Origin of the sequence: Actinomadura sp. NPDC048394 (genome assembly GCF_040651755.1) — a bacterium.
GTDB lineage: Bacteria > Actinomycetota > Actinomycetes > Streptosporangiales > Streptosporangiaceae > Spirillospora > Spirillospora montaniterrae.
This window is the reverse complement of sequence record NZ_JBEZJL010000032.1, coordinates 35,760-54,492: the sequence shown is the minus strand read 5'-3', so window position 1 is coordinate 54,492 and position 18,733 is coordinate 35,760. Positions and strand designations below refer to the sequence as shown.

The window sequence follows — 18,733 nt, the reverse complement described above, 5'->3', positions numbered from 1 at the left end:
GCGCGTGCGTATCCCCCAGCATGAACCGACGCCCCATCGCCGCAGCGGCCCTCGCCGCCGCGATGACGCTCACCGGCGCCTGCGAGTACACCGCCGCCGCCCGGACGGCCGCCCCCGCACGTCCCGCGCAGAGCCCCCGGGCCACCGGCTCCCCCACCGCCTCACCGCACGCCCCCGCGACGCCCCGCCGGTTCGACGAGGCCGGGTTCGAAGGCGACCTCCGCACCGCCACCGCGATCACCGACCGCTTCTGGCGCCGGCACTGGACGCGGTTCTTCACCGGCGCCTACCGGTCCCCGCGCGTCGTCGGCCTCTACGACGGCTCCGACCCCGCCGCCACGCCCACCTGCGGCGGCGAACCCCTCGAACGCGACAACGCCGAATACTGCCCCGCCGGCGACTTCCTCGCCTGGGACGCGCACCTCATGCGGTCCGGCTACGCGCACGGCGACGCCTGGGTGTACCTCGTCGTCGCCCACGAATGGGGCCACGCCGTCCAGAACCGCCTCCAGCGCCGCCTCGTCTCCGCCGCCGCCGAACTCCAGGCCGACTGCCTCGCCGGCGCCGTCCTCTACGGATCCGCCGCCGACGGCGACCTCGCCTTCGAGACCGGCGACACCCGCGAGATCGTCGACTCGTTCCAGGTCATCGGCGACCGGACCCCCTGGACCAGGCCCGGCGACCACGGCACCGCCTCCCAGCGGCTGCAGGCCTTCTCCCGGGGCGGCGCCCGCGGCGTCCCCGCCTGCTTCACCTGACCGCCCCCGCCTCACCTGATCGCACCCGTTCCACCTGGCCGCACCCGCGCCCGTCCGGCGGGCCATCGGAACGAACAGGAACATGCCGATCCGATGCAACGGCTTGGCAACCATGCGTGCCCGCGCGATGCTTTTGAGTCACGGGACCGGCCCGAACCACTGGGGGCACCATGAAGGACACCGCCGTCGCCATGGTCGTCATCGAGCACGAACGGCACACCACCGTCCTGCTCACCGGCGAGATGGACCGCGCGTCCGCCCCCGCCGTCCGGACCCGGCTCCTCGACTTCGCCGCCCGCCCCATCGTCCTCGACATCGCCGGCGTCTCCTTCTTCGACGCCGAAGGCATGCGCGCCGTCTCGCACTGCGCCCGCCGATGCGAGGACAACGGCGCCGGCCTCGCCGTCGTCGGCGCCCGCCCCTTCGCCCGCCGCATGTTCCACGTCCTCGGCCTCGACCAGCGCGTCCCCCTCTGCGCCTCCATGGACGAAGCCCTCTGGTGCGCCGTCCCCCGCACCGACGACGAGATCTCCGACTGGCTGGCCTAGACCCCGCTCAGCCCCCGGACAGGTAGCGCTCCACGGACTCCACCTTCGCGTCCAGCGCGCCCGTCACCCCCGGCCGCAGATCCGCCTTCACCACCAGGCTCACCCGCGGCGCCCGCGCCGCCACCGCGTCCGTCGCGGCCTTCACCACCGCCATCACCTCGTCCCACTCCCCCTCCACCGTCGTGAACATCGCGTCCGTGCGGTTCGGCAGGCCGCTCGCCCGCACCACCCGCACCGCCTCCGCCACCAGTTCACCGACGTCCTCCCCCGCACCGAGCGGGGTCACCGAGAACGCAACGAGCACAACGCACCTCCTGGTCAGGGCTGCACGACCTGCCTGACCACGATCTCATTCAGCCGCCGCTCCACGATCACCCCCACCGGCCAGTCGCGCACCAGGCAGCGCAGCAGCGCCGCGTCGTGCTCCGCGAACGACGGATCGCACCCCTGCTGCTCCAGGCTCGAGCGGATCGCCTCCACATAGTCCTCATCGGTGAACCCCGGCACCTCCCGCACCATCGCCGTCGTCGTCGCACGGTGCGAGTTCAGCCCCGCGAACGAACGGCCGCACCCGCAGCCGCCGTCCGGGTCGTCCCGGTCACGGGCGCACACCACGCCGATGTGCACCAGTTCCCCCTCGACGCACCAGTCGAAGTCGTTGTCGCGCAAACCCTGGCTGGAGTTGGTGGCAGTGAGCAGCTTCAAGGCCATACCCCCTCGGCGTCCGTGGACGAGCCCACCGTACGACGAGGGTCTGACGTAACGTCAGAAGCATGAGCGAAACCACCGATGTCCTCATCGACCGCGACGGCCCCTACACCACCGTGACCATGAACCGCCCGCGCCGCCGCAACGCTCTGTCCCGCACCTTCCTCCTGCAGCTCACCGACGCGTTCACCGAGATCGCCGCCACCGACGCGCGCGGCGTGATCCTCGCCGCCAACGGCCCCGTCTTCTCCGCCGGGCACGACTTCGCCGACATGGCCGGCGCGTCCCACGCCGACGTCCGCGACCTCCTGCGCGTCTGCACCGACCTCATGCAGACCATCCAGTCCGTCCCGCAGGTCGTCATCGCCCGCGTGCACGGCCTCGCCACCGCCGCCGGCTGCCAGCTCGTCGCGTCCTGCGACCTCGCCGTCGCCGCCGAAAGCGCCGCGTTCGCCGCCCCCGGCGGCAAGGGCGGCTGGTTCTGCCACACCCCCCTCGTCGCCATCTCCCGCAACATCGGCCGCAAACGCGCCGCCGAAATGGCCCTCACCGGCGACACCATCGACGCCGCCACCGCCGCCGACTGGGGCCTCATCAACTACGCCGTCCCCGACGACGACCTCGACAAGGCCACCCTCGCCCTCCTCCAGCGCGCCACCCAAGGCAGCCCCCGCAGCAAAGCCCTCGGCAAACAGGCCATGTACGCCCAGCTCGACCGCCCCGAAACCGACGCCTACACCTACGCCGTCGAAGTCATGGCCGCCTCCAGCCAGACCCCCGAAGCCCAAGAGGGCATGCACGCCTTCCTCGACAAGCGCCGCCCCACCTGGCCCGCCTGACCACCGCCCCGGCCGCTTCTCGCTGGCCCCCGCCGACACCCCGCCGCTAAGATGACACCCGGCACGCCCCCGACCGCAGCGTCACCGAAGGGGCGCCGCCTCCGGGGTGGTAGCTCAGCTGGTCAGAGCAGGAGACTCATAATCTCCCGGTCGCGGGTTCGAGTCCCGCCCGCCCTACGGTCGCGCTGTTCGTCGGCCTTCGGCCGCCTTCCCCCGCTCGTGGTGTCTTTCTGGGGGGCGACCCCCAGACCCCCGATGTGGGGGCTCCGCCCCCACGCCCCCTCCCGGTACCGGTTCGCGCTCACCTGAACCTGCGCGCGGGGTACGGCCCCCAGCCGCCCCCGGCAGCTTGGTGGTCCTGAAGGCGCGCGCGGGGTGTGGTCCTCGGCCGACTTCCCCGGCGCGTGGATGCACGTCCGGAAGGTGCTGCGGGTCAGGGCTGGTCGTCCAGGAGGGCGATGGCGCGGGGCTCGGGGACTCCCAGCATCAGCAGGCTCGTGATCGTCGCCGCCCGGGCGCCGTTCGGCAGGTCGCTGTCCGCGATGGCGAACACGGCGCCATAGGCGACCTGGCTCAGGACGCCCGGCGGCAGGTGCCGTGCGAACACGCCGCTGCCCTGGCCCCGTTCCACAAGGTCGGCGAGGAGCTCATCGAGGGGCCCGAGCAGGCCGTGGATCGCCTCCCCGTACTCGCCGCGGCGCAGCGCCAGCAGCACCCGGTACCGGTGCGCCACCGGCCAGAGGCGGGCGATGAACTCGACCCACGCCGAGTCCGCTTCCGCGCCGGAGGCGTTGACCTCGGTGAGCACGGCCGCCATCTCGGCGACGGCCCGTTCCGTGAGTGTCCGCACCAGGTCCAGGCGCGAGGGGAAGTGGCCATAGACCGTGCGGCGGACGACGCCGGCGGCGGAGGCGATGTCGCCCATGCCGGCGTCGGGGTTCCCTCCCAGCACATCGAGGGCGACGTCGAGGATGCGATCGCGTGTCTCGTTCATCGAGCGCACACGGGAGGACGCGGTGGGCACGACGGCATTGTTGCACACCGGTGAGCAACGGCGTAGGCTGCACATCGATGTGCAATGCACACTGGTGTGCAATGAGAGTTGCGCCGTGCTTCGAGCTCAGGAGAAGAACGCGATGACCGCACCGACGCCCGTCCGCCCGTTCACCATGTCGATCCCCGATTCGGAGATCGACGACGTGAAGCGGCGGCTGGCCCGGACTCGATGGCCCGATCCGGAAACGGTGGACGACTGGTCGCAGGGAGTCCGCCTGGAGAACGCCAGATCCCTGGTCGACCACTGGGAGCACGGCTACGACTGGCGGCGCCTGGAGTCCGCGCTCAACCGCTTCCCCCAGTTCCTGACCGAGATCGATGGGCTGGACATCCACTTCATCCACGTCAGGTCCAAGAATCCCGACGCGATGCCGCTGGTGCTCACGCACGGATGGCCGGGCTCGATCGTCGAGTTCCTGAAGCTGATCGGCCCGCTGACCGATCCGGTCTCGTTCGGAGGAGACGCCGCCGATTCCTTCGACGTCGTCGTCCCGTCGCTCCCCGGGTTCGGGTTCTCCCAGAAGCCCAGGGAGACCGGATGGACCGTATCGCGCATCGCTAACGCGTGGGTGGAGCTGATGAAGCGTCTCGGCTACACGAGATGGGCCGCGCAAGGGGGCGATTGGGGTGCCGTCGTCACCACCGCCCTCGGGGCCATGCGACCTGAGGGGCTCCTCGGAATTCACCTGAACACCCAGTACGCCTTTCCGGCACAGATACCCGACACCTTGTCGCCCGAACAGCAATACGCCGTGGAGACCCTCGCCCTCTACACCGGCGCTCTCGGCGGATCGAACCACCTTCAGGGCACGAAGCCGGAGACCGTCGGATTCGCGCTGGCGGACTCCCCCGCCGGTCAGGCGGCCTGGATCTACGAGAAGTTCCAGTCCAAGACCGACAACCAGGGGCTCGCCGAGGACGCCCTCAGCATGGACGACATGCTCGACGCGATATCCCTGTACTGGTTCACCAACAGCGCGGCGTCGTCCGGCCGCATCTACTGGGAGAACAGATCGAGCACTTTCGCCGGCCCGAAGCTGTCGCTTCCGGTCGCGGTGACCGTCTTCCCGAAGGACATCCCCCGCCTGCCCCGAACCTGGATCGAAGACGCCTACAGCGATCTGATCCACTACGGCGAGGCCGACAGGGGCGGGCACTTCGCGGCTTTGGAACAGCCCGGGATCCTGGTCGACGAAATCCGCACCGGCCTGCGCACCCTTCGTTCCTGACGCCTGCACGCGGCGCCCGGGGGTCCCTCTGGAGGACGAGGGAAGGTCAGACCTGGTACCGAGTGACGGGTGAGGTGACCGGTCGGTAGGGTCCGCGTATGTCCAGACGAATCCTCGGTCTCGTCCCCCTGTCGCTCGTGCTGCTGGCCGGTGCCTGCGGAGGCGGCGGATCCGGCAAGCCGGCGCCGAAGGCGGACTTCGACGGGGCGCAGGCGCTGCAGCGGTCGGCCACCGCCATGGCGGCCCTGAAGAGCGTCGCGTTCACGGTGACGTCGGACGGCAAGACGCCGATCATGGTCAAGGGCGGCGACATGAAGCTGCTGCGCGACGGCGACGCGCAGGGCACGCTGACCCTGGAGCAGTCGGGCCAGAACGTCGAGGCGAAGGTCGTCGCGAAGGGCGACACGTTCTACCTGGACGCGGGGACGGGCGGCTGGCGGAAGCTGCCGAAGTCGATGGCGTCCGCGGTGTACGACCCGTCGGCGGTCCTCGACCCGAACCGCGGCATCCCGAAGCTGCTGACCTCGCTGAAGGCGCCGAAGGCCGAGGCCGTGGAGAAGGTGAACGGCAAGGAGGCCTACCGGGTCGGGGCGACGCTGCCGCAGGACCAGGTCGGCGGGCTGATCCCGGGGATCAACGACGACCTCGCCGGACAGGTGTGGGTGAGCAAGGCCGACGGGCGGCTGCTGAAGGTGCGGGGCGCGTTCCCGAAGGACGCGGGCGCCGTGGTGATCACGTTCACCGACTTCGACGCCCCCTACACGATCAGCGCGCCGAAGTGACCGCGCGGCGCGGGATCGCGATCGGGGCCGGCGGCGCGGTGGTTCTGTTGGCCGCGCTGGACGCCTATGTCGTGACGACGATCCTGATGCCGGTGGTGAAGGACCTGAACGTCCCGGTGAACCGGCTGGAGCGGATCACGCCGGTGCTGACCGGGTTCCTGCTCGGGTACGTGGCGGCGATGCCGCTGCTCGGGCAGCTGTCGGACCGGTTCGGGCGGCGCCCGGTGCTGCAGGCGTGCCTGGTGTTCTTCGCGGCCGGGTCGGTGGTGACGGCGCTGGCGGGGACCGTGCCGGTGCTGACGGCGGGACGGGTCGTCCAGGGGATCGCGGGCGGTGCGCTGCTGCCGGTGACGATGGCGCTGGCCGGGGACCTGTGGGACGAGCGGCGGCGTCCGGTGGTGCTGGGCGCGGTGGGCGCGGCGCAGGAGCTGGGGAGCGTGCTCGGGCCGCTGTACGGGGCGGGGATCGCGGCGGCGCTGGAGTGGCGCGCGATCTTCTGGATCAACGTGCCGCTGGCGGTGCTCGCGATCGCGGCGGTGCAGTTCACGGTGCCGGGCGGGCGGCCGGCGGGGCCGCGTGCGGGCGTGGACGTGGTGGGCGGGCTGCTCCTCGCGGCGGGGCTGGCGCTGCTGGTCGTGGGGGTCTACAACCCGGATCCGGAGAGGTCGGCGCTGCCGTCGTGGGGGCTGCCGGTGATGGCCGCGGGCGCGGTGGTGCTCCTGGTGTTCGTGGTGTGGGAGGTCAAGGCCCGGACGCGGCTGCTGGACCTCGGCGGTGTGCGGCGCGGGCCGCTGCTGGCGACGCTGGGCGTGAGCTTCCTGTCGGGGGCCGCGCTGATGGTGACGCTGGTGGACGTGGTGCTGGTCGCGCAGACCGTCCTGAACAAGGACGAGACCGAGGGCGCGCTGCTGCTGACGCGGTTCCTGGTGGCGCTGCCGGTCGCGGCGGTCGCGGGCGGGTTCGTGGCGCGGCGGGTGGGCGAGCGGTGGCCGATGGCGGCGGGGATGCTGGTGTCCGCGGCCGGCTACGTGCTGATCGCGGGATGGCCGGCGGACCTGGCGCACGCGTCGTACGGGCCGCTGCCGCGGATGGACGCCGACCTGGTCGTGACGGGGCTCGGGCTGGGCCTGGTGATCGCGCCGGTGTCGTCGGCGGTGCTGGCGTTCGTGCCGCCGGCCCGGCACGGGGTGGCGTCGGCGGCCGTGGTGGTCGCGCGGATGATGGGGATGCTGATCGGGATCTCGGCGCTGTCGGCGTGGGGCTTCCACCGGTTCCACGTGCTGACGGCGCACCTGCAGCCGCCGCTGCCGTTCCTGATGTCGAAGGCGGAGTTCGCGAAGGAGATGACCGTGTACAAGGCGGCGGTGCGGGACGCGCTGCGGGCCGAGTACCGGGAGATCTTCTGGATCACGGCGGGGATGTGCGTGCTGGGCGCCGTGCTGGCGCTGGTGGCGGGGGCGCGGCGGGACGGCGCGGAGCCGGCGCCGGAGCCGGCGGAGACCATGGCCGCCCGCTGACCTCGCGGTTCGTCGAGGAAGCAAGGGTCGGAAAAGAAATGGCCGGATGCGGCCAGGCTCGGATGCCACATCGCTCACACCGGGCGCGTTCATCCCGTGGCTCGCGCGGCATCTGGTTAGCGTGACTTGCTCCGCCGCCCGCGCCCCGGCGGCCCGGCCGGTGGCGCTTTCCCCCCGACCCCGCGGAACCGCGGCAGAAAGACGGTGAGCCCGTGCATCGGATGAGCGGACTGGACGCCAGCTTCTACCTCCTGGAGGACGAGAACACGCCCCTGCACGTCGCCTCGGTGGTCGTCTTCGAGGGGCCCGCGCCCTCGTACGGCGACGTGGTCAGGACGATCGCCGCGAAGCTGCCCCTCGTCCCCCGGTACCGGCAGCGCGTGCGGGGCGTCCCGCTGCACCTCGGCCGGCCCGTCTGGGTGGACGATCCGCATTTCAACATCCTGTACCACGTCCGGCACACCGCCCTCCCGGCACCGGGCAACGACGAGCAGCTCCGCAACCTGTCCGGGCGGGTGCTCGCGCAGCGCCTCGACCCGGCGAAGCCGCTGTGGGAGATCTGGCTGGTCGAGGGCCTGGCCGACGGGCGCTGGGCGCTGATCGCCAAGGTGCACCACTGCATGGTCGACGGCATCGCCGGCATGGACCTGGCGACGGTCATGTTCGACCTGTCCCCCGAGTTCGAGCAGCCCCGCGAGGGCGAGCCGTGGGAGCCGGAGGCCGAGCCGTCCGACCTGGCGCTGCTGGCGGACGCCGCGCGCCGCACCGTCTTCCGCCCGCTGCGCCAGCTCACCGACGTGGCGCGCAGCGCGGGCGCGGTCCGGGAGGCGAACCGGCTGCGCGAGTTCGCGTCCGGCCTGACCCGCGCGACCGCCCGGTTCGCCAGCCCGTCGGCGGGCGGCCTGAACGGGCCGATCGGCCCGCACCGGCGCTGGTGCTGGCAGCGGGTGCCGCTGGACGAGGTGAAGGCGGCCCGCAAGGCCCTCGGCGGGACGGTCAACGACATCGTGCTGACCGCGGTGTCGGCCGGGTACCGCGACCTGCTGAACGCGCGGGGGCGGCTGGAGGACGACACCATCGTGCGGACGGCGGTGCCGGTGTCGCACCGCGCCGCGGACGAGCGCGGCGAGCTGAACAACCGGGTCGCGGCCGTGTTCGTGAACCTGCCGGTCGGCGTGGACGACCCGCTCGAGCGGCTGCGCCGCGTCCGGGAGCAGACCGACGACGTCAAGCGCAGCAACCAGGCCGCGGGGACGCAGGCGATCACCCGGCTCACCGACACGGCGGTCGCGCCGGCGCTGCTGTCGCTGGCCGCGCGGATCCCGGTGCGGCTGCGGCAGGACATCGTGCAGACGGTGACGACGAACGTGCCGGGCCCCGACTTCCCGCTGTACGTGATGGGGCGCCGCGTCCTGGAGATGCACCCGTACGTGCCGCTGACCGGCGGCATCCGGGTCGCGACCGCGATCGTGTCCTACTGCGGGACGCTGCATTTCGGGATCACCGGCGACTTCGACGCGATGCCGGATCTGGACGTCCTGGCGAAGGGCGTGCAGGGCGGGCTGGACGAGCTGGTGCGGGCGGCGGACGGCGTCCGTCCCGCGGCGCCGCGGACCACCTGAGGGCGCCGGGATCCGCCGATGCGGTGGCCGGATCCGGCCACCGCATCGACATACCGGGCCCTGGCTGGGAAAGGATTCGGTCACCGGTCATGTGCCGATCTTGGAACTCGGGAATATCCTGGGAAAAGAGGGTCCAGGACCCCCTGCCGGGTGGGCACGCCCCGGGGAGGTGACGCAGATGCGCGGGTCCGGCGTCGGACGTGCCGGCGGGTCGCTCGTCAGGCTGCGCCGGAGATGCGGCCTGGAGCACAACGAGCTGCGCCGGCACATCGACCGCGTCCAGCGGCTGATCGGGTTCGGGCTGCTCCTGCTGATGCTCGTGGTGGCGCCGCCGCTGGCGTTCTGGGCGGGGACGTGGTCGTACCACGCCGGGAGCAACGCCGAACGCGCCGAGCGCGCGCAGCGGCACGAGGTCGTCGCGACCGTCACCTCGACGGGCGGCATCGGCTCGTCCGGCGACCGCTACATCCACGAGACCGTGCAGGCCAGATGGCCCGGCACCGGCGGCACGACCCGCACGGGCACGCTGCCCGCCTGGAAGAACGCGAAGGTCGGCGCGCACCGGACGATCTGGATCGACGCGAAGGGCGACCCGACGGTCCGGCCGCGCCCGCACAGCCGCACGGTCACCGACGCGGCCTACGCCTCGACCGCCGCGGTCCTCGGCGTGTCGATGCCGATCCTGCTGGCCTACGTCCTGGTCCGGCGCCGCTGCGACCGCCGCCGCGACGAGATGTGGGAGGCCGACTGGGCCCGGATGGACGCGGCCGGCCAGCGGTGACGGCCGGCTACTCGTCCGCGACCAGGCGGGCGGCGACCCGGTCGAGGACGGCCAGGTCCTCGGGTGGGAGCTCGTAGAGGGCGGCCGGCGGGGTGCTGAGGATCCGCTCGGCCTCGGCGGCGACGGCGCGCCCGGCGTCGGTGACCGTCACGAGCTTGGAGCGCCGGTCGGCCGGGTTCTCGGTGCGCTCGACCAGCCCGCGCTCGACCAGGTCGTCGACCACGAGGGTGACGTAGGGGCGGTCGGAGACGAGCCGGTCGGCGAGGCCGCGCAGGGTGAGCGGCTCGGGCGCGGCGGCCAGCCGGCGCAGCGCCTTGACCCGGAAGAAGCTCATGCCGAGCGCCTCGGTGACCTCGGCGCGCCGGTCGCTGCGCTCGTGCATCAGGATGCCGAGGTTGCGCCAGGCGCGGACGGCCGGGTCGTCCGGCCGGTCGCCCGCCGCGGGGGCGGACGATCCGCCGGACGCGGGGCCGGACTGGTTCATCGGGTGCTCGCTCCCGTCACATGGCGTCCGCCGGGGGCCGGCTCGGCGGTCTCGAACAGCGCGGCCGTCCGCTCCGCGCTGCGGGCCGCGCGGCGCCCGGTGGTGAGGACGCCGAGCACCAGCACGACGGCGGCGCAGCCGGCCAGCACCCAGTATGCCGGGCGGGCGGCGTCCACGAAGCCGGAGCCGCCGGAGCGCGCGCCGGACGTGCCGGCGGCGAGGACCGCGCCGATCACCGCGACGCCGAGCGCGTTGCCGACCTGCCGGCTGGTGGAGGCGACCGCGGCGGCGACGCCGGCCTGCGCGCGCGGCATCCCGGACACCGCGGTGTTGGTGATCGGCGAGTTGACCATGCCGAACCCGATGCCGAACAGCACGTAGGCGGTGAACAGCGTGACGTCGCGGGTCTCGGCGTCGAACGCGGCGACGAGCACGGCGCTGGCGAGGGTCGCGGCGCCCGCGGCGACGAGCGAGGGACGGGGGCCGCGGGTGCCGACGAGTCGTCCGGACAGCGGCGCGAACACGGCGCTCATCGCGGCCATCGGCAGCAGGTACAGGCCGGCGTGCAGCGCCGACATGCCCCGCACGTCCTGGAGGTACAGGGCGTTCAGGAACATGAAGCCGCCGAACGCGGCGAACATCGACACCGCGATCACGGTCGCGCCGGTGAACGGGACGCTGCGGAAGAAGCGCAGGTCGATCAGCGGTTCGGGGGCGCGCAGCGCGTGCCGGACGAACCCGGCGAGGCTGAGCGCGGCGAGGGCGGCGGCGCCGAGGACGGCGGGGTCTCCCCAGCCGCGCCCGGGCCCCTCGATGATCGCGTAGGTCAGGGTGCCGAGCAGGACGATCATGAAGGCCTGGCCGGCCGGGTCGGCGCGGCGCGGCCGCTCGGCCCGGGACTCCGGCACGTACCGCGCGGTCAGCGCGAGCGCGGCGAGGCCGATCGGCACGTTCAGCCAGAAGATCGACCGCCAGCCGACCGAGTCGACGAGGACGCCGCCGACGAGCGGTCCCATCGCCATGCTGAGCCCGACGACGGCGCCCCACACGCCGATGGCGCGGGCGCGCTCGCGGGGCTCGGTGAACACGTTGGTGATGATCGACATGGCGACCGGGTTGAGCATCGAGCCGCCGACGGCCTGCACGACCCGGGCGGCGACGAGCCAGCCGAGGGACGGGGCGAGGCTGCACAGCACCGAGCCGAGCACGAACAGCGCGAGCCCGCTCTGGAAGACGCGGCGGCGGCCGATCCGGTCGGCGGTGGAGCCGGCCAGGATGAGCAGCGAGGCGAGGACGATGAGGTAGGCGTCGATGGTCCATTGCAGGCCGGACACGGAGCTGTGGAACTCGCGCCGCAGGGTGGGCAGCGCCACGTTCAGGATGGTGTTGTCCAGGCTGACGATGAGCAGGCTCATGCAGCAGATGGCCAGCACCAGCATCCGCCGGCGGGGGGTGAGGTCGGTCAAGCGGACTCCAATCGTTGTACGCCTATAACCGTTGTAAGCGTACAACTATTCCGGCGCCGAGCGACCTGTGCCCTCCGTCACCCCGCCGCGCGGTCCCGTCACCCCGCCGCGCGGGCGGTGCGGACGGCGCGGGCGGCCGGGACGACGAGCGGGGTCCCCGTCTCCGGGCAGTCGATCACCCGGCACGGCAGCCGGAACACCTCCTCGACCAGCTCCGCCGTCACCACGGTCTCCGGCTCGCCCTCCGCCACGATCGCGCCGTCCCGCATCGCGATCATGTGGGTGGCGTACCGCGCGGCGTGGTTCAGGTCGTGCAGGACGGCGACGACGGTGCGGCCCTCCTCGTGCAGCCGCGCGCACAGGTCCAGCACCTCGATCTGGTGCGCGATGTCGAGGTAGGTGGTCGGCTCGTCCAGCAGCAGCAGCGGCGTCTGCTGCGCGAGCGCCATCGCGATCCACACCCGCTGCCGCTGCCCGCCGGACAGCTCGTCCACCGGACGGTCCGCGAGCGCGCCGACACCGGTGGCCTCCATCGACTCGGCGACGACCCGCTCGTCCTCGCGCGACCACTGCCGCAGCAGCCCTTGGTGCGGGTACCGGCCGCGCGACACCAGGTCGGCGACCGTGATCCCCTCCGGCGCGATCGACGACTGCGGCAGCAGCCCGAGGGTGCGGGCGAGCTTCTTGGCGGGCCAGGCCGCGATCGGCTCGCCGTCCAGCACGACGGTGCCGGACGCGGGCTTGAGGATCCGCGCGAGCGCCCGCAGCAGGGTCGACTTGCCGCACGCGTTCGGCCCGACGATCACGGTGAACGAGCCGTCCGGCACCGTGACGTCGAGGTCCCGGGTGATCGTGCGCTTGTCGTAGGCCAGGGTGAGGCCCGTGCCGCTGAGCCGCGCGTTCGCGTCCTTCATTCAGATCCGTCCCGTCTTGCGTTGGGTCACGAGGAGCCAGACCAGGTATCCGCCGCCGAGCAGCCCGGTCACCACGCCGACCGGGAGCTGGTGGCCGGTGAACGCGCGCTGCGCGGCCCAGTCGGCGGCCGCCAGCAGCGCCGCGCCCATGCACATGGACGGCAGCAGGTTGGGGCCGGGCGTGCGGGTCAGCCGGCGGGCGAGCTGCGGCGCGGTCAGCGCCACGAACGACACCGGACCGGCCGCCGCCGCGGCGAGCGAGGTGAGCAGCACGGCCGCGGCCAGCATGATCAGCCGGGCCCGCTCGATCGGGACGCCGAGGCCGTGCGCCGCGTCGTCGCCCATCTCCAGCATCCGCAGCGCCCGCCCGCAGCCGGCCACGACGAGCGGGCCGAGGACGGCGAGCGCGACGAGGACGGGCGCCGCGTCGGCCCAGTCGCGGCCGTCCAGGCTGCCGGTCAGCCACAGCACGGCGCGCGCCGCGTCGGTGATCTTCGCCTGGGTGAGCAGGTAGCCGTTCACGCCGGTGAGGATCGCGGCGACGCCGATGCCGACGAGGATCAGCCGCTGCCCGTGCGCGCCGTGCCGGCCGGCCACCGCGTACACGAGGGCGCCGGTGAGCAGCCCGCCGCCGGCGGCGCCCGCCGCGACCGCCGCGCTGCCGCCGCCGGCCAGCACGATCACGCCGAGCACGCCGGTCGCCGCGCCCTGCGTGAAGCCGAGCACGTCCGGGCTGCCGAGCGGGTTGCGGGTCAGCGACTGGAAGATCGCGCCGGCCAGCCCGAGCGCGGCGCCGACCGCGAGCGCGGCCACGGCGCGGGGCAGCCGGATCTCGTTGACGATCAGCGAGTCGGCGGGCGTCCCGTTCCCGAGCAGCGTCCGGACGACGTCGGCGGGGCTCATCGGGAAGTCGCCGCTGCCGATCAGCAGCACGCCGACGCCCAGCGCGACGGCCAGACAGAGGACCGCGACGGCGAGCGCGCGCGGGCGGAACCGCAGCGACAGCCCGTTCGGCGTCCTGATGACGGCGCCCTTCACTCCTGCGGGCCTCATGCCGCGACCGCCTTGCTGCGCGGGCGCCGGACGAAGTAGAGGAACACCGGCCCGCCGGCGACCACCATCACGATCCCGACCTGGAGCTCGGACGGCCGCACGATGACGCGTCCGAGCACGTCCGCGGCGAGCATCAGCGCGGGCGCGAGGACCGCGCAGTACGGCAGCAGCCACCGCAGGTCGGGACCGGTCAGCGCGCGGACGAGGTGCGGCACCATCAGCCCGACGAAGATGATCGGCCCGCAGGCCGCGGTCGCGGCGCCGCACAGCAGCGTGACGGCGACGATCGCGAGGATCTTGGCGCGGCCGGGGCGGGCGCCGAGCGCGCGCGCCGCGTCCTCGCCCATCGCCATGGCGTTCAGCGGGCGGGCGAGCAGCAGCGCGAGCACGAGCCCGGCCGCGACGAACGGCGCGACCTTCTCGACCGTGGACGTCTGCGCGGCGGCGAGCGACCCGACCGTCCAGAACCGCATCCGGTCGAGGGACGCGGTGTCGAGCAGCTGGACGGCGTTGACGTAGGAGTACAGCGCGGCGTTGAGCGCGGACCCGGCGAGCGCGAGCCGCGCGGGCGTCGCGCCGCGCCCGCCGCCGACCGCGTACAGCAGGACGGCGACCGCCCCGGCGCCCGCGAACGCGAACCACACGAACCCGGCGAACGAGACGACGCCGAGGAAGGAGATCGCGGACACGACGGCGGCGGACGCGCCCGCGTTGATGCCGAGCAGGCCGGGGTCGGCGAGCGGGTTGCGGGTGAGCGCCTGCATCACCGCGCCCGCCAGGCCGAGCGCGATGCCGGCGAGCAGCCCGAGCAGGGTGCGCGGCAGGCGCATCTGGTGGACGACGGTGTAGGAGCCCGAGCCGCGGTGCAGGAGGCCGTCCCACGCCTGCCCGATCGACAGCGGTTTCGCGCCGACGGCGAGGCTCAGCACGAGGACGGCCAGCAGGAGGAGCACCGCCGCGACGAGGCCTAACGCGCGGGCGGAATGGCGCCGCGCCGGTGCCGGCGCAGGGGCGGCGGGCGCGCGCGCTGGGGCCGTCGGCTGCGCGGTTCTGGTCAACGGCACGGGCTGGCTCCGGGGGGACGGACGGGGGCGGCGGCCCGCCCCCTGCCACTGGACAACGACTTAGGTTAGGTTAACCTAAGCGCCCATCGGGCCGGAATCCGGCCACCACGTTCGATCAGAGATGAGCAGCCGAAAATGCGGACAATCCCCTCCTCCTCCTTCACCCGCCGCGGCTTCCTCGGCGCCGGCGGCGCCGTCGCCCTCGGCGCCCTGATCAGCGCGTGCGGCGGGGGCGGGGACGGCGGGTCGGGCGCGTCCCCGTCCGGCGGCGGGTGGACGTTCACCGACGACCGCGGCACCGCGATCCGGCTCAAGGCGCGCCCGCAGCGCGTCGTCGGCTACGTCGGCGCCCTCGCCGCCCTCTACGACTTCGGCGTCGACCAGCAGATCGTCGGCGTGTACGGCCCGACGAAGCTCAAGGACGGCAAGCCCGACCCGCAGGCCGGGAACCTGCCCGTCGACCGGCTCACCATCATCGGCAACGCCTACGGCGAGTTCAACATCGAGAAGTACGCCTCGCTGCGGCCCGACCTGCTCGTGGACAACATGTTCGTGAAGGACGAGCTGTTCTACGTTCCGGCGGAGAGCAAGAACAAGATCTACGCGCTGGCGCCGCAGGCCGCGATCTCCGCCGGCGACGTCGCGCTGCCGAAGCCGATCGAGCGGACCGCCGCGCTCGCCGCCGCGCTCGGCGCCGACCTGAAGTCCGCCAAGGTCACCGCCGCGAAGGCCCGCTTCGACAAGGCCGTCGAGTCGCTGCGCGCCGCCGCGAAGGCCAACGCCGGGCTGAAGGTGCTCGCCGCGTCCGCCAGCCCCGACCTCTTCTACGCCTCCAGCCCGAACAAGAACACCGACCTCATCTACTTCAAGCAGCTCGGCGTCGACCTCGTCGTCCCGGACAAGCTCGGCCAGGACGGCTACTTCGAGGACCTGAGCTGGGAGAACGCCGGCAAGTACAAGGCCGACGTCATCATGCTCGACAGCCGCACGCAGGCGCTGCAGCCCAAGGACCTCGGCTCGAAGCCGTCCTGGAAGGACCTTCCGGCGGTGAAGGCCGGGCAGGTCATCGCGTGGCAGCCCGAACCCCGCTTCTCCTACGAGGGCTGCGCCCCGATCATCGAGGCCCTCGCCCAGACCATCCGCACCGCGAAGAAGACCGGCTGACCCAGCGGCCGGGCCCGCCGGCCCGCGTTCACCGAAAGGCACAGCGATGAGGACCCCCAGCCACCCGTACGCCTTCTTCGACCTGCACGTCCTGCGGACCGCGCGACTCGGGCCCTCGATGGTCCGCGTCACCTTCGGCGGGGCGTGCCTGGACGGCGGCCCCGGCGGCTTCGCCACCGGCGGGCGCGACCAGCGGTTCAAGATCTTCCTGCCGCACCCGCACCAGGACGCGCCCGTCATGCCGGACGACTGGTCGGCCGACACCTGGTTCGCCGACTGGCGCGCGCTCGACCCGGCCGAGCGCGGCATCATGCGCTCCTACACCGTGCGGGCGCAGCGCCCCGGCGAGCTCGACGTCGACTTCGCGCTGCACCCCGGCGGGACGTCCGGCCCGGCGTCCCGCTGGGCGTCGGCGGCCGTGCCCGGCGACCGCGTCGTGGTGCTCGGCCCGACCGGCCCCGACAACGGCGGCTGCGACTTCCGGCCGCCGCCCGGACGGCCCGTCGTCATCGCGGGCGACCTCACCGCGCTCCCCGCCATCGCCGGGAACCTCGCCTGGCTGCCCGCCGGGACGCCCGCGCGGGTGTTCGTCGAGACCCCGCACCCGGACGACCGGCAGGACCTGCCGAGCGACGCCGACGCCGACATCGGCTGGGTCGGCGCGGGCGGGCTGCTCGACGCGGTGCGCGGCGCGTCCGTCCCGGACGGCGCGTACGCGTGGATCGCGGGCGAGTCCGCCACCGTGAAGGCGCTGCGCCGGCACCTGGTGAACGAGCGCGGCCTGCACCGCCGCGACGTCACCTTCACCGGCTACTGGCGGCGCGGCGCCACCGAGGAGGACCTGCTCGCCGAGGTCGTCGCGGGCGGCAGCCCCGCCACCGAGGAGTGACGGGCGGGCTCAGGGCGGCGGCAGCACGCCCTGCTCGATCGCGGCCATCACCGCCGCCGTCCGGTCCGACACCCCGAGCTTCGCGAACACCCGCAGCAGGTGCGTCTTCACCGTCGCCTGCCCGATGAACAGCCGCCCGCCGATCTCGGCGTTCGTCAGCCCCCGCGCCACCAGCGCGAGGACCTCCGCCTCCCGCGCCGACAGCACCGCCGGCGCGGGCGCCGCCCGCGCCGCGCTCAGCTTCGCCGACACCGACGGCGCCAGCACCGTCCGGCCCGCCGCGACGTCCCGGATCGCGGCGGCCAGGTCCGCGCGGGAGGCGTCCTTCAGCAGGTAGCCCGCCGCACCCGACCGGACGGCGCGGACGATGTCCGCGTCGTCCTCGAACGTCGTCAGCACCAGCACCCGGTGCCCCGGGCCGAGCCGCTCGATCGCGCTCACCCCGTCCCCGCCCGGCATCCGCAGATCCATCAGGATCACGTCGGGCCGCACCCGCGGCGCCAGCGCGACCGCCTCGTCGCCGCTCGCCGCCTCCGCCGCCACCTCCATGCCGGGCTCGGCCGCGAGCATCCCGCGCAGCCCCTCGCGGACGATCGCATGGTCGTCCACGATCATCACGCGGAGCACGGCAGCACCGCCTCGACCACGGCGCCCTCGCCGGGGCCGCTGCGCACGGCGAGGCCGCCGCCCGCCTGCTCGACGCGCCCGCGCATGCCGCGCAGCCCGAACCCGGACGCGACCGCCTCCGGGTCGAAGCCCCGGCCGTCGTCGGCGACCGTCAGCCGCGCCTCGCCCGCCCCGAACTCCAGCGACATCCACACCGACCGCGCGACCGCGTGCTTGCGGACGTTCGCCAGCGCCTCCTGCGCCACCCGCAGCAGCACCGCCTCCGCCGCCGCGCCGAGCGGCCGCTGCTCCCCCTCCACGTCCATGTCGACGGGCAGCGCGAAGTCCGCGGCGAGCCGCCGCAGCGCCTCCACCAGCGACCCCTTCGCCAGCGCGGGCGGCGCCAGCGCCGCGACCAGCCCGCGGGTCTCGGCGAGGTTCTCCCGCGCCGTCCGCGCCACCAGGTCCAGATGCCGGTTCGGCCCGACCTCCGCCTCCGCCGCCTGCACCAGCATCACGATGCTGGTGAACCCCTGCGCGATCGTGTCGTGGATGTCGCGGGCGAGCCGCTCCCGCTCGGCGAGCACGCCCGCCTCCCGGCTCACCGCCGCCAGCTCGTCCCGGGTGCGGTCCAGCTCGTCGATCAGCAGGGCCCGCTCCCGGTTCTGCGCGCTGAGCCGGCCGATGAACGTGGCGAGCAGCCCGCTGCACGCGATGGCCACCAGCATCATCACCAGCGAGAGCGTCACGCCCGCGCCGGACGCCACCATCGCCGACCCGATCGCCCCGGAGAACAGCACCACCATCAGCACGAAGCCGCGCGCCGTGCCGTACACCATGTAGACCTGCGGCGCCAGCGCGGCCAGCCCCGTCGACGTCACCGGCGCCAGCATGGTCGCCGGGACGAACATCAGCACCAGCGCCGCCGCGTACACCCGGCACCCGGGATGCCGCTCCCCGCGGGACCGCAGCGCCTTGCGGCCCAGCGCCGCGTACGCCAGGCTCAGCAGCACCAGCAGCAGGATCGCCGCCGCCTTCCGGCCGGGCGGCAGCCCGTCCGCCGCCGTCGCCGCGACCGTGCCGACCAGCACCAGCGCGAAGTACGCGTCCCAGAACGGGTACGACCGGTACCAGACGTCCTCCGCCCGGGCCACGCCCGGGTCGACACCGCTCATGACCTGCCCGCTCCCCCGGCGCGCCTGCGCGGCCCGCCTGTCCACCGACCGGTGGATAGTACTGCCGCCCGGCCGCCG

The 18,733-nt window shown here is 73.6% G+C and carries 20 protein-coding genes and 1 tRNA gene; 11 read left to right on the top strand and 10 right to left on the bottom strand.

Annotated elements, in window-relative coordinates:
• Positions 1–20: 20 nt before the first annotated feature.
• Together AB0C78_RS23940 and AB0C78_RS23935 are read left to right on the top strand one after the other, a co-directional pair.
• Positions 21–758, top strand: a complete 738-nt coding sequence (locus AB0C78_RS23940) for a neutral zinc metallopeptidase (protein WP_360751451.1) — start codon at positions 21–23, stop codon at positions 756–758.
• 170 nt (positions 759–928) lie between these two features.
• Complete coding sequence (locus AB0C78_RS23935) at positions 929–1,306, top strand: STAS domain-containing protein (protein ID WP_151541142.1); 378 nt, start codon at positions 929–931, stop codon at positions 1,304–1,306.
• Positions 1,307–1,313: 7 nt separating this feature from the next.
• Here the strand turns inward: AB0C78_RS23935 and AB0C78_RS23930 are convergent, their stop codons facing one another.
• Complete coding sequence (locus AB0C78_RS23930) at positions 1,314–1,610, bottom strand: MTH1187 family thiamine-binding protein (protein WP_151541141.1); 297 nt, start codon at positions 1,608–1,610, stop codon at positions 1,314–1,316.
• Between the two features lie 14 nt (positions 1,611–1,624).
• On the bottom strand, positions 1,625–2,017 hold the full coding sequence (locus AB0C78_RS23925; protein ID WP_151541140.1) for a hypothetical protein: 393 nt from the start codon (positions 2,015–2,017) through the stop codon (positions 1,625–1,627).
• Positions 2,018–2,079: 62 nt separating this feature from the next.
• Here AB0C78_RS23925 and AB0C78_RS23920 point away from each other — a divergent pair, with 62 nt between their 5' ends.
• The gene (locus AB0C78_RS23920) at positions 2,080–2,853 is read left to right on the top strand and encodes an enoyl-CoA hydratase-related protein (RefSeq protein WP_360751448.1); all 774 of its coding nucleotides are present in this window, start codon (positions 2,080–2,082) and stop codon (positions 2,851–2,853) included.
• Between the two features lie 103 nt (positions 2,854–2,956).
• Positions 2,957–3,030 (top strand) — tRNA-Ile (locus AB0C78_RS23915).
• 256 nt (positions 3,031–3,286) lie between these two features.
• On the opposite strand, the gene AB0C78_RS23910 is transcribed toward AB0C78_RS23915, so the two are convergent.
• Positions 3,287–3,847, bottom strand: coding sequence for a TetR/AcrR family transcriptional regulator (locus AB0C78_RS23910; protein WP_360751446.1), 561 nt, complete (start codon positions 3,845–3,847; stop codon positions 3,287–3,289).
• 142 nt (positions 3,848–3,989) lie between these two features.
• Between AB0C78_RS23910 and AB0C78_RS23905 the strand changes: the two genes are divergently transcribed.
• From AB0C78_RS23905 to AB0C78_RS23885, 5 genes are all read left to right on the top strand, one after another.
• A complete protein-coding gene (locus AB0C78_RS23905; protein ID WP_360751443.1) occupies positions 3,990–5,138 on the top strand; it encodes an epoxide hydrolase family protein in 1,149 nt (382 codons plus the stop codon).
• 98 nt (positions 5,139–5,236) lie between these two features.
• A complete protein-coding gene (locus AB0C78_RS23900) occupies positions 5,237–5,920 on the top strand; it encodes an LppX_LprAFG lipoprotein (RefSeq protein WP_360751441.1) in 684 nt (227 codons plus the stop codon).
• Positions 5,917–7,437, top strand: coding sequence for an MFS transporter (locus tag AB0C78_RS23895; RefSeq protein WP_360751438.1), 1,521 nt, complete (start codon positions 5,917–5,919; stop codon positions 7,435–7,437). Before AB0C78_RS23900 ends, AB0C78_RS23895 begins: the two co-directional genes overlap by 4 nt.
• A gap of 221 nt (positions 7,438–7,658) precedes the next feature.
• Positions 7,659–9,059, top strand: coding sequence for a wax ester/triacylglycerol synthase family O-acyltransferase (locus AB0C78_RS23890; protein ID WP_360751435.1), 1,401 nt, complete (start codon positions 7,659–7,661; stop codon positions 9,057–9,059).
• Positions 9,060–9,237: 178 nt separating this feature from the next.
• Complete coding sequence (locus tag AB0C78_RS23885) at positions 9,238–9,840, top strand: hypothetical protein (RefSeq protein WP_360751433.1); 603 nt, start codon at positions 9,238–9,240, stop codon at positions 9,838–9,840.
• Positions 9,841–9,847: 7 nt separating this feature from the next.
• On the opposite strand, the gene AB0C78_RS23880 is transcribed toward AB0C78_RS23885, so the two are convergent.
• The 5 genes from AB0C78_RS23880 to AB0C78_RS23860 all read right to left on the bottom strand — a co-directional run bounded on the left by AB0C78_RS23880 (position 9,848) and on the right by AB0C78_RS23860 (position 14,710).
• Entirely contained in the window at positions 9,848–10,324 is a 477-nt protein-coding gene (locus AB0C78_RS23880) for a MarR family transcriptional regulator (RefSeq protein WP_151541132.1), read from the bottom strand.
• A complete protein-coding gene (locus tag AB0C78_RS23875; protein ID WP_360751430.1) occupies positions 10,321–11,790 on the bottom strand; it encodes an MFS transporter in 1,470 nt (489 codons plus the stop codon). The genes AB0C78_RS23880 and AB0C78_RS23875 overlap by 4 nt, the downstream gene beginning before the upstream one ends.
• A 98-nt stretch (positions 11,791–11,888) precedes the next feature.
• A complete protein-coding gene (locus AB0C78_RS23870) occupies positions 11,889–12,704 on the bottom strand; it encodes an ABC transporter ATP-binding protein (RefSeq protein ID WP_360751428.1) in 816 nt (271 codons plus the stop codon).
• The gene (locus AB0C78_RS23865) at positions 12,705–13,757 is read right to left on the bottom strand and encodes an iron chelate uptake ABC transporter family permease subunit (RefSeq protein ID WP_360751425.1); all 1,053 of its coding nucleotides are present in this window, start codon (positions 13,755–13,757) and stop codon (positions 12,705–12,707) included. It abuts the gene before it with no gap.
• Complete coding sequence (locus tag AB0C78_RS23860; protein ID WP_360751423.1) at positions 13,754–14,710, bottom strand: iron chelate uptake ABC transporter family permease subunit; 957 nt, start codon at positions 14,708–14,710, stop codon at positions 13,754–13,756. Before AB0C78_RS23860 ends, AB0C78_RS23865 begins: the two co-directional genes overlap by 4 nt.
• 246 nt (positions 14,711–14,956) lie before the next feature.
• Here AB0C78_RS23860 and AB0C78_RS23855 point away from each other — a divergent pair, with 246 nt between their 5' ends.
• Together AB0C78_RS23855 and AB0C78_RS23850 are read left to right on the top strand one after the other, a co-directional pair.
• Positions 14,957–15,985: an ABC transporter substrate-binding protein gene (locus AB0C78_RS23855; protein WP_360751421.1), complete on the top strand. Its 1,029-nt coding sequence runs from the start codon at positions 14,957–14,959 to the stop codon at positions 15,983–15,985.
• Between the two features lie 46 nt (positions 15,986–16,031).
• Positions 16,032–16,874 (top strand): siderophore-interacting protein, encoded by an 843-nt coding sequence (locus AB0C78_RS23850; protein WP_360751418.1) that lies wholly within the window; start codon positions 16,032–16,034, stop codon positions 16,872–16,874.
• A 9-nt stretch (positions 16,875–16,883) separates the two neighbouring features.
• Here the strand turns inward: AB0C78_RS23850 and AB0C78_RS23845 are convergent, their stop codons facing one another.
• Positions 16,884–17,501, bottom strand: a complete 618-nt coding sequence (locus tag AB0C78_RS23845; RefSeq protein ID WP_360751415.1) for a response regulator transcription factor — start codon at positions 17,499–17,501, stop codon at positions 16,884–16,886.
• Entirely contained in the window at positions 17,489–18,655 is a 1,167-nt protein-coding gene (locus tag AB0C78_RS23840; RefSeq protein WP_360751412.1) for a sensor histidine kinase, read from the bottom strand. The genes AB0C78_RS23845 and AB0C78_RS23840 overlap by 13 nt, the downstream gene beginning before the upstream one ends.
• Between the last annotated feature and the right edge of the window lie 78 nt (positions 18,656–18,733).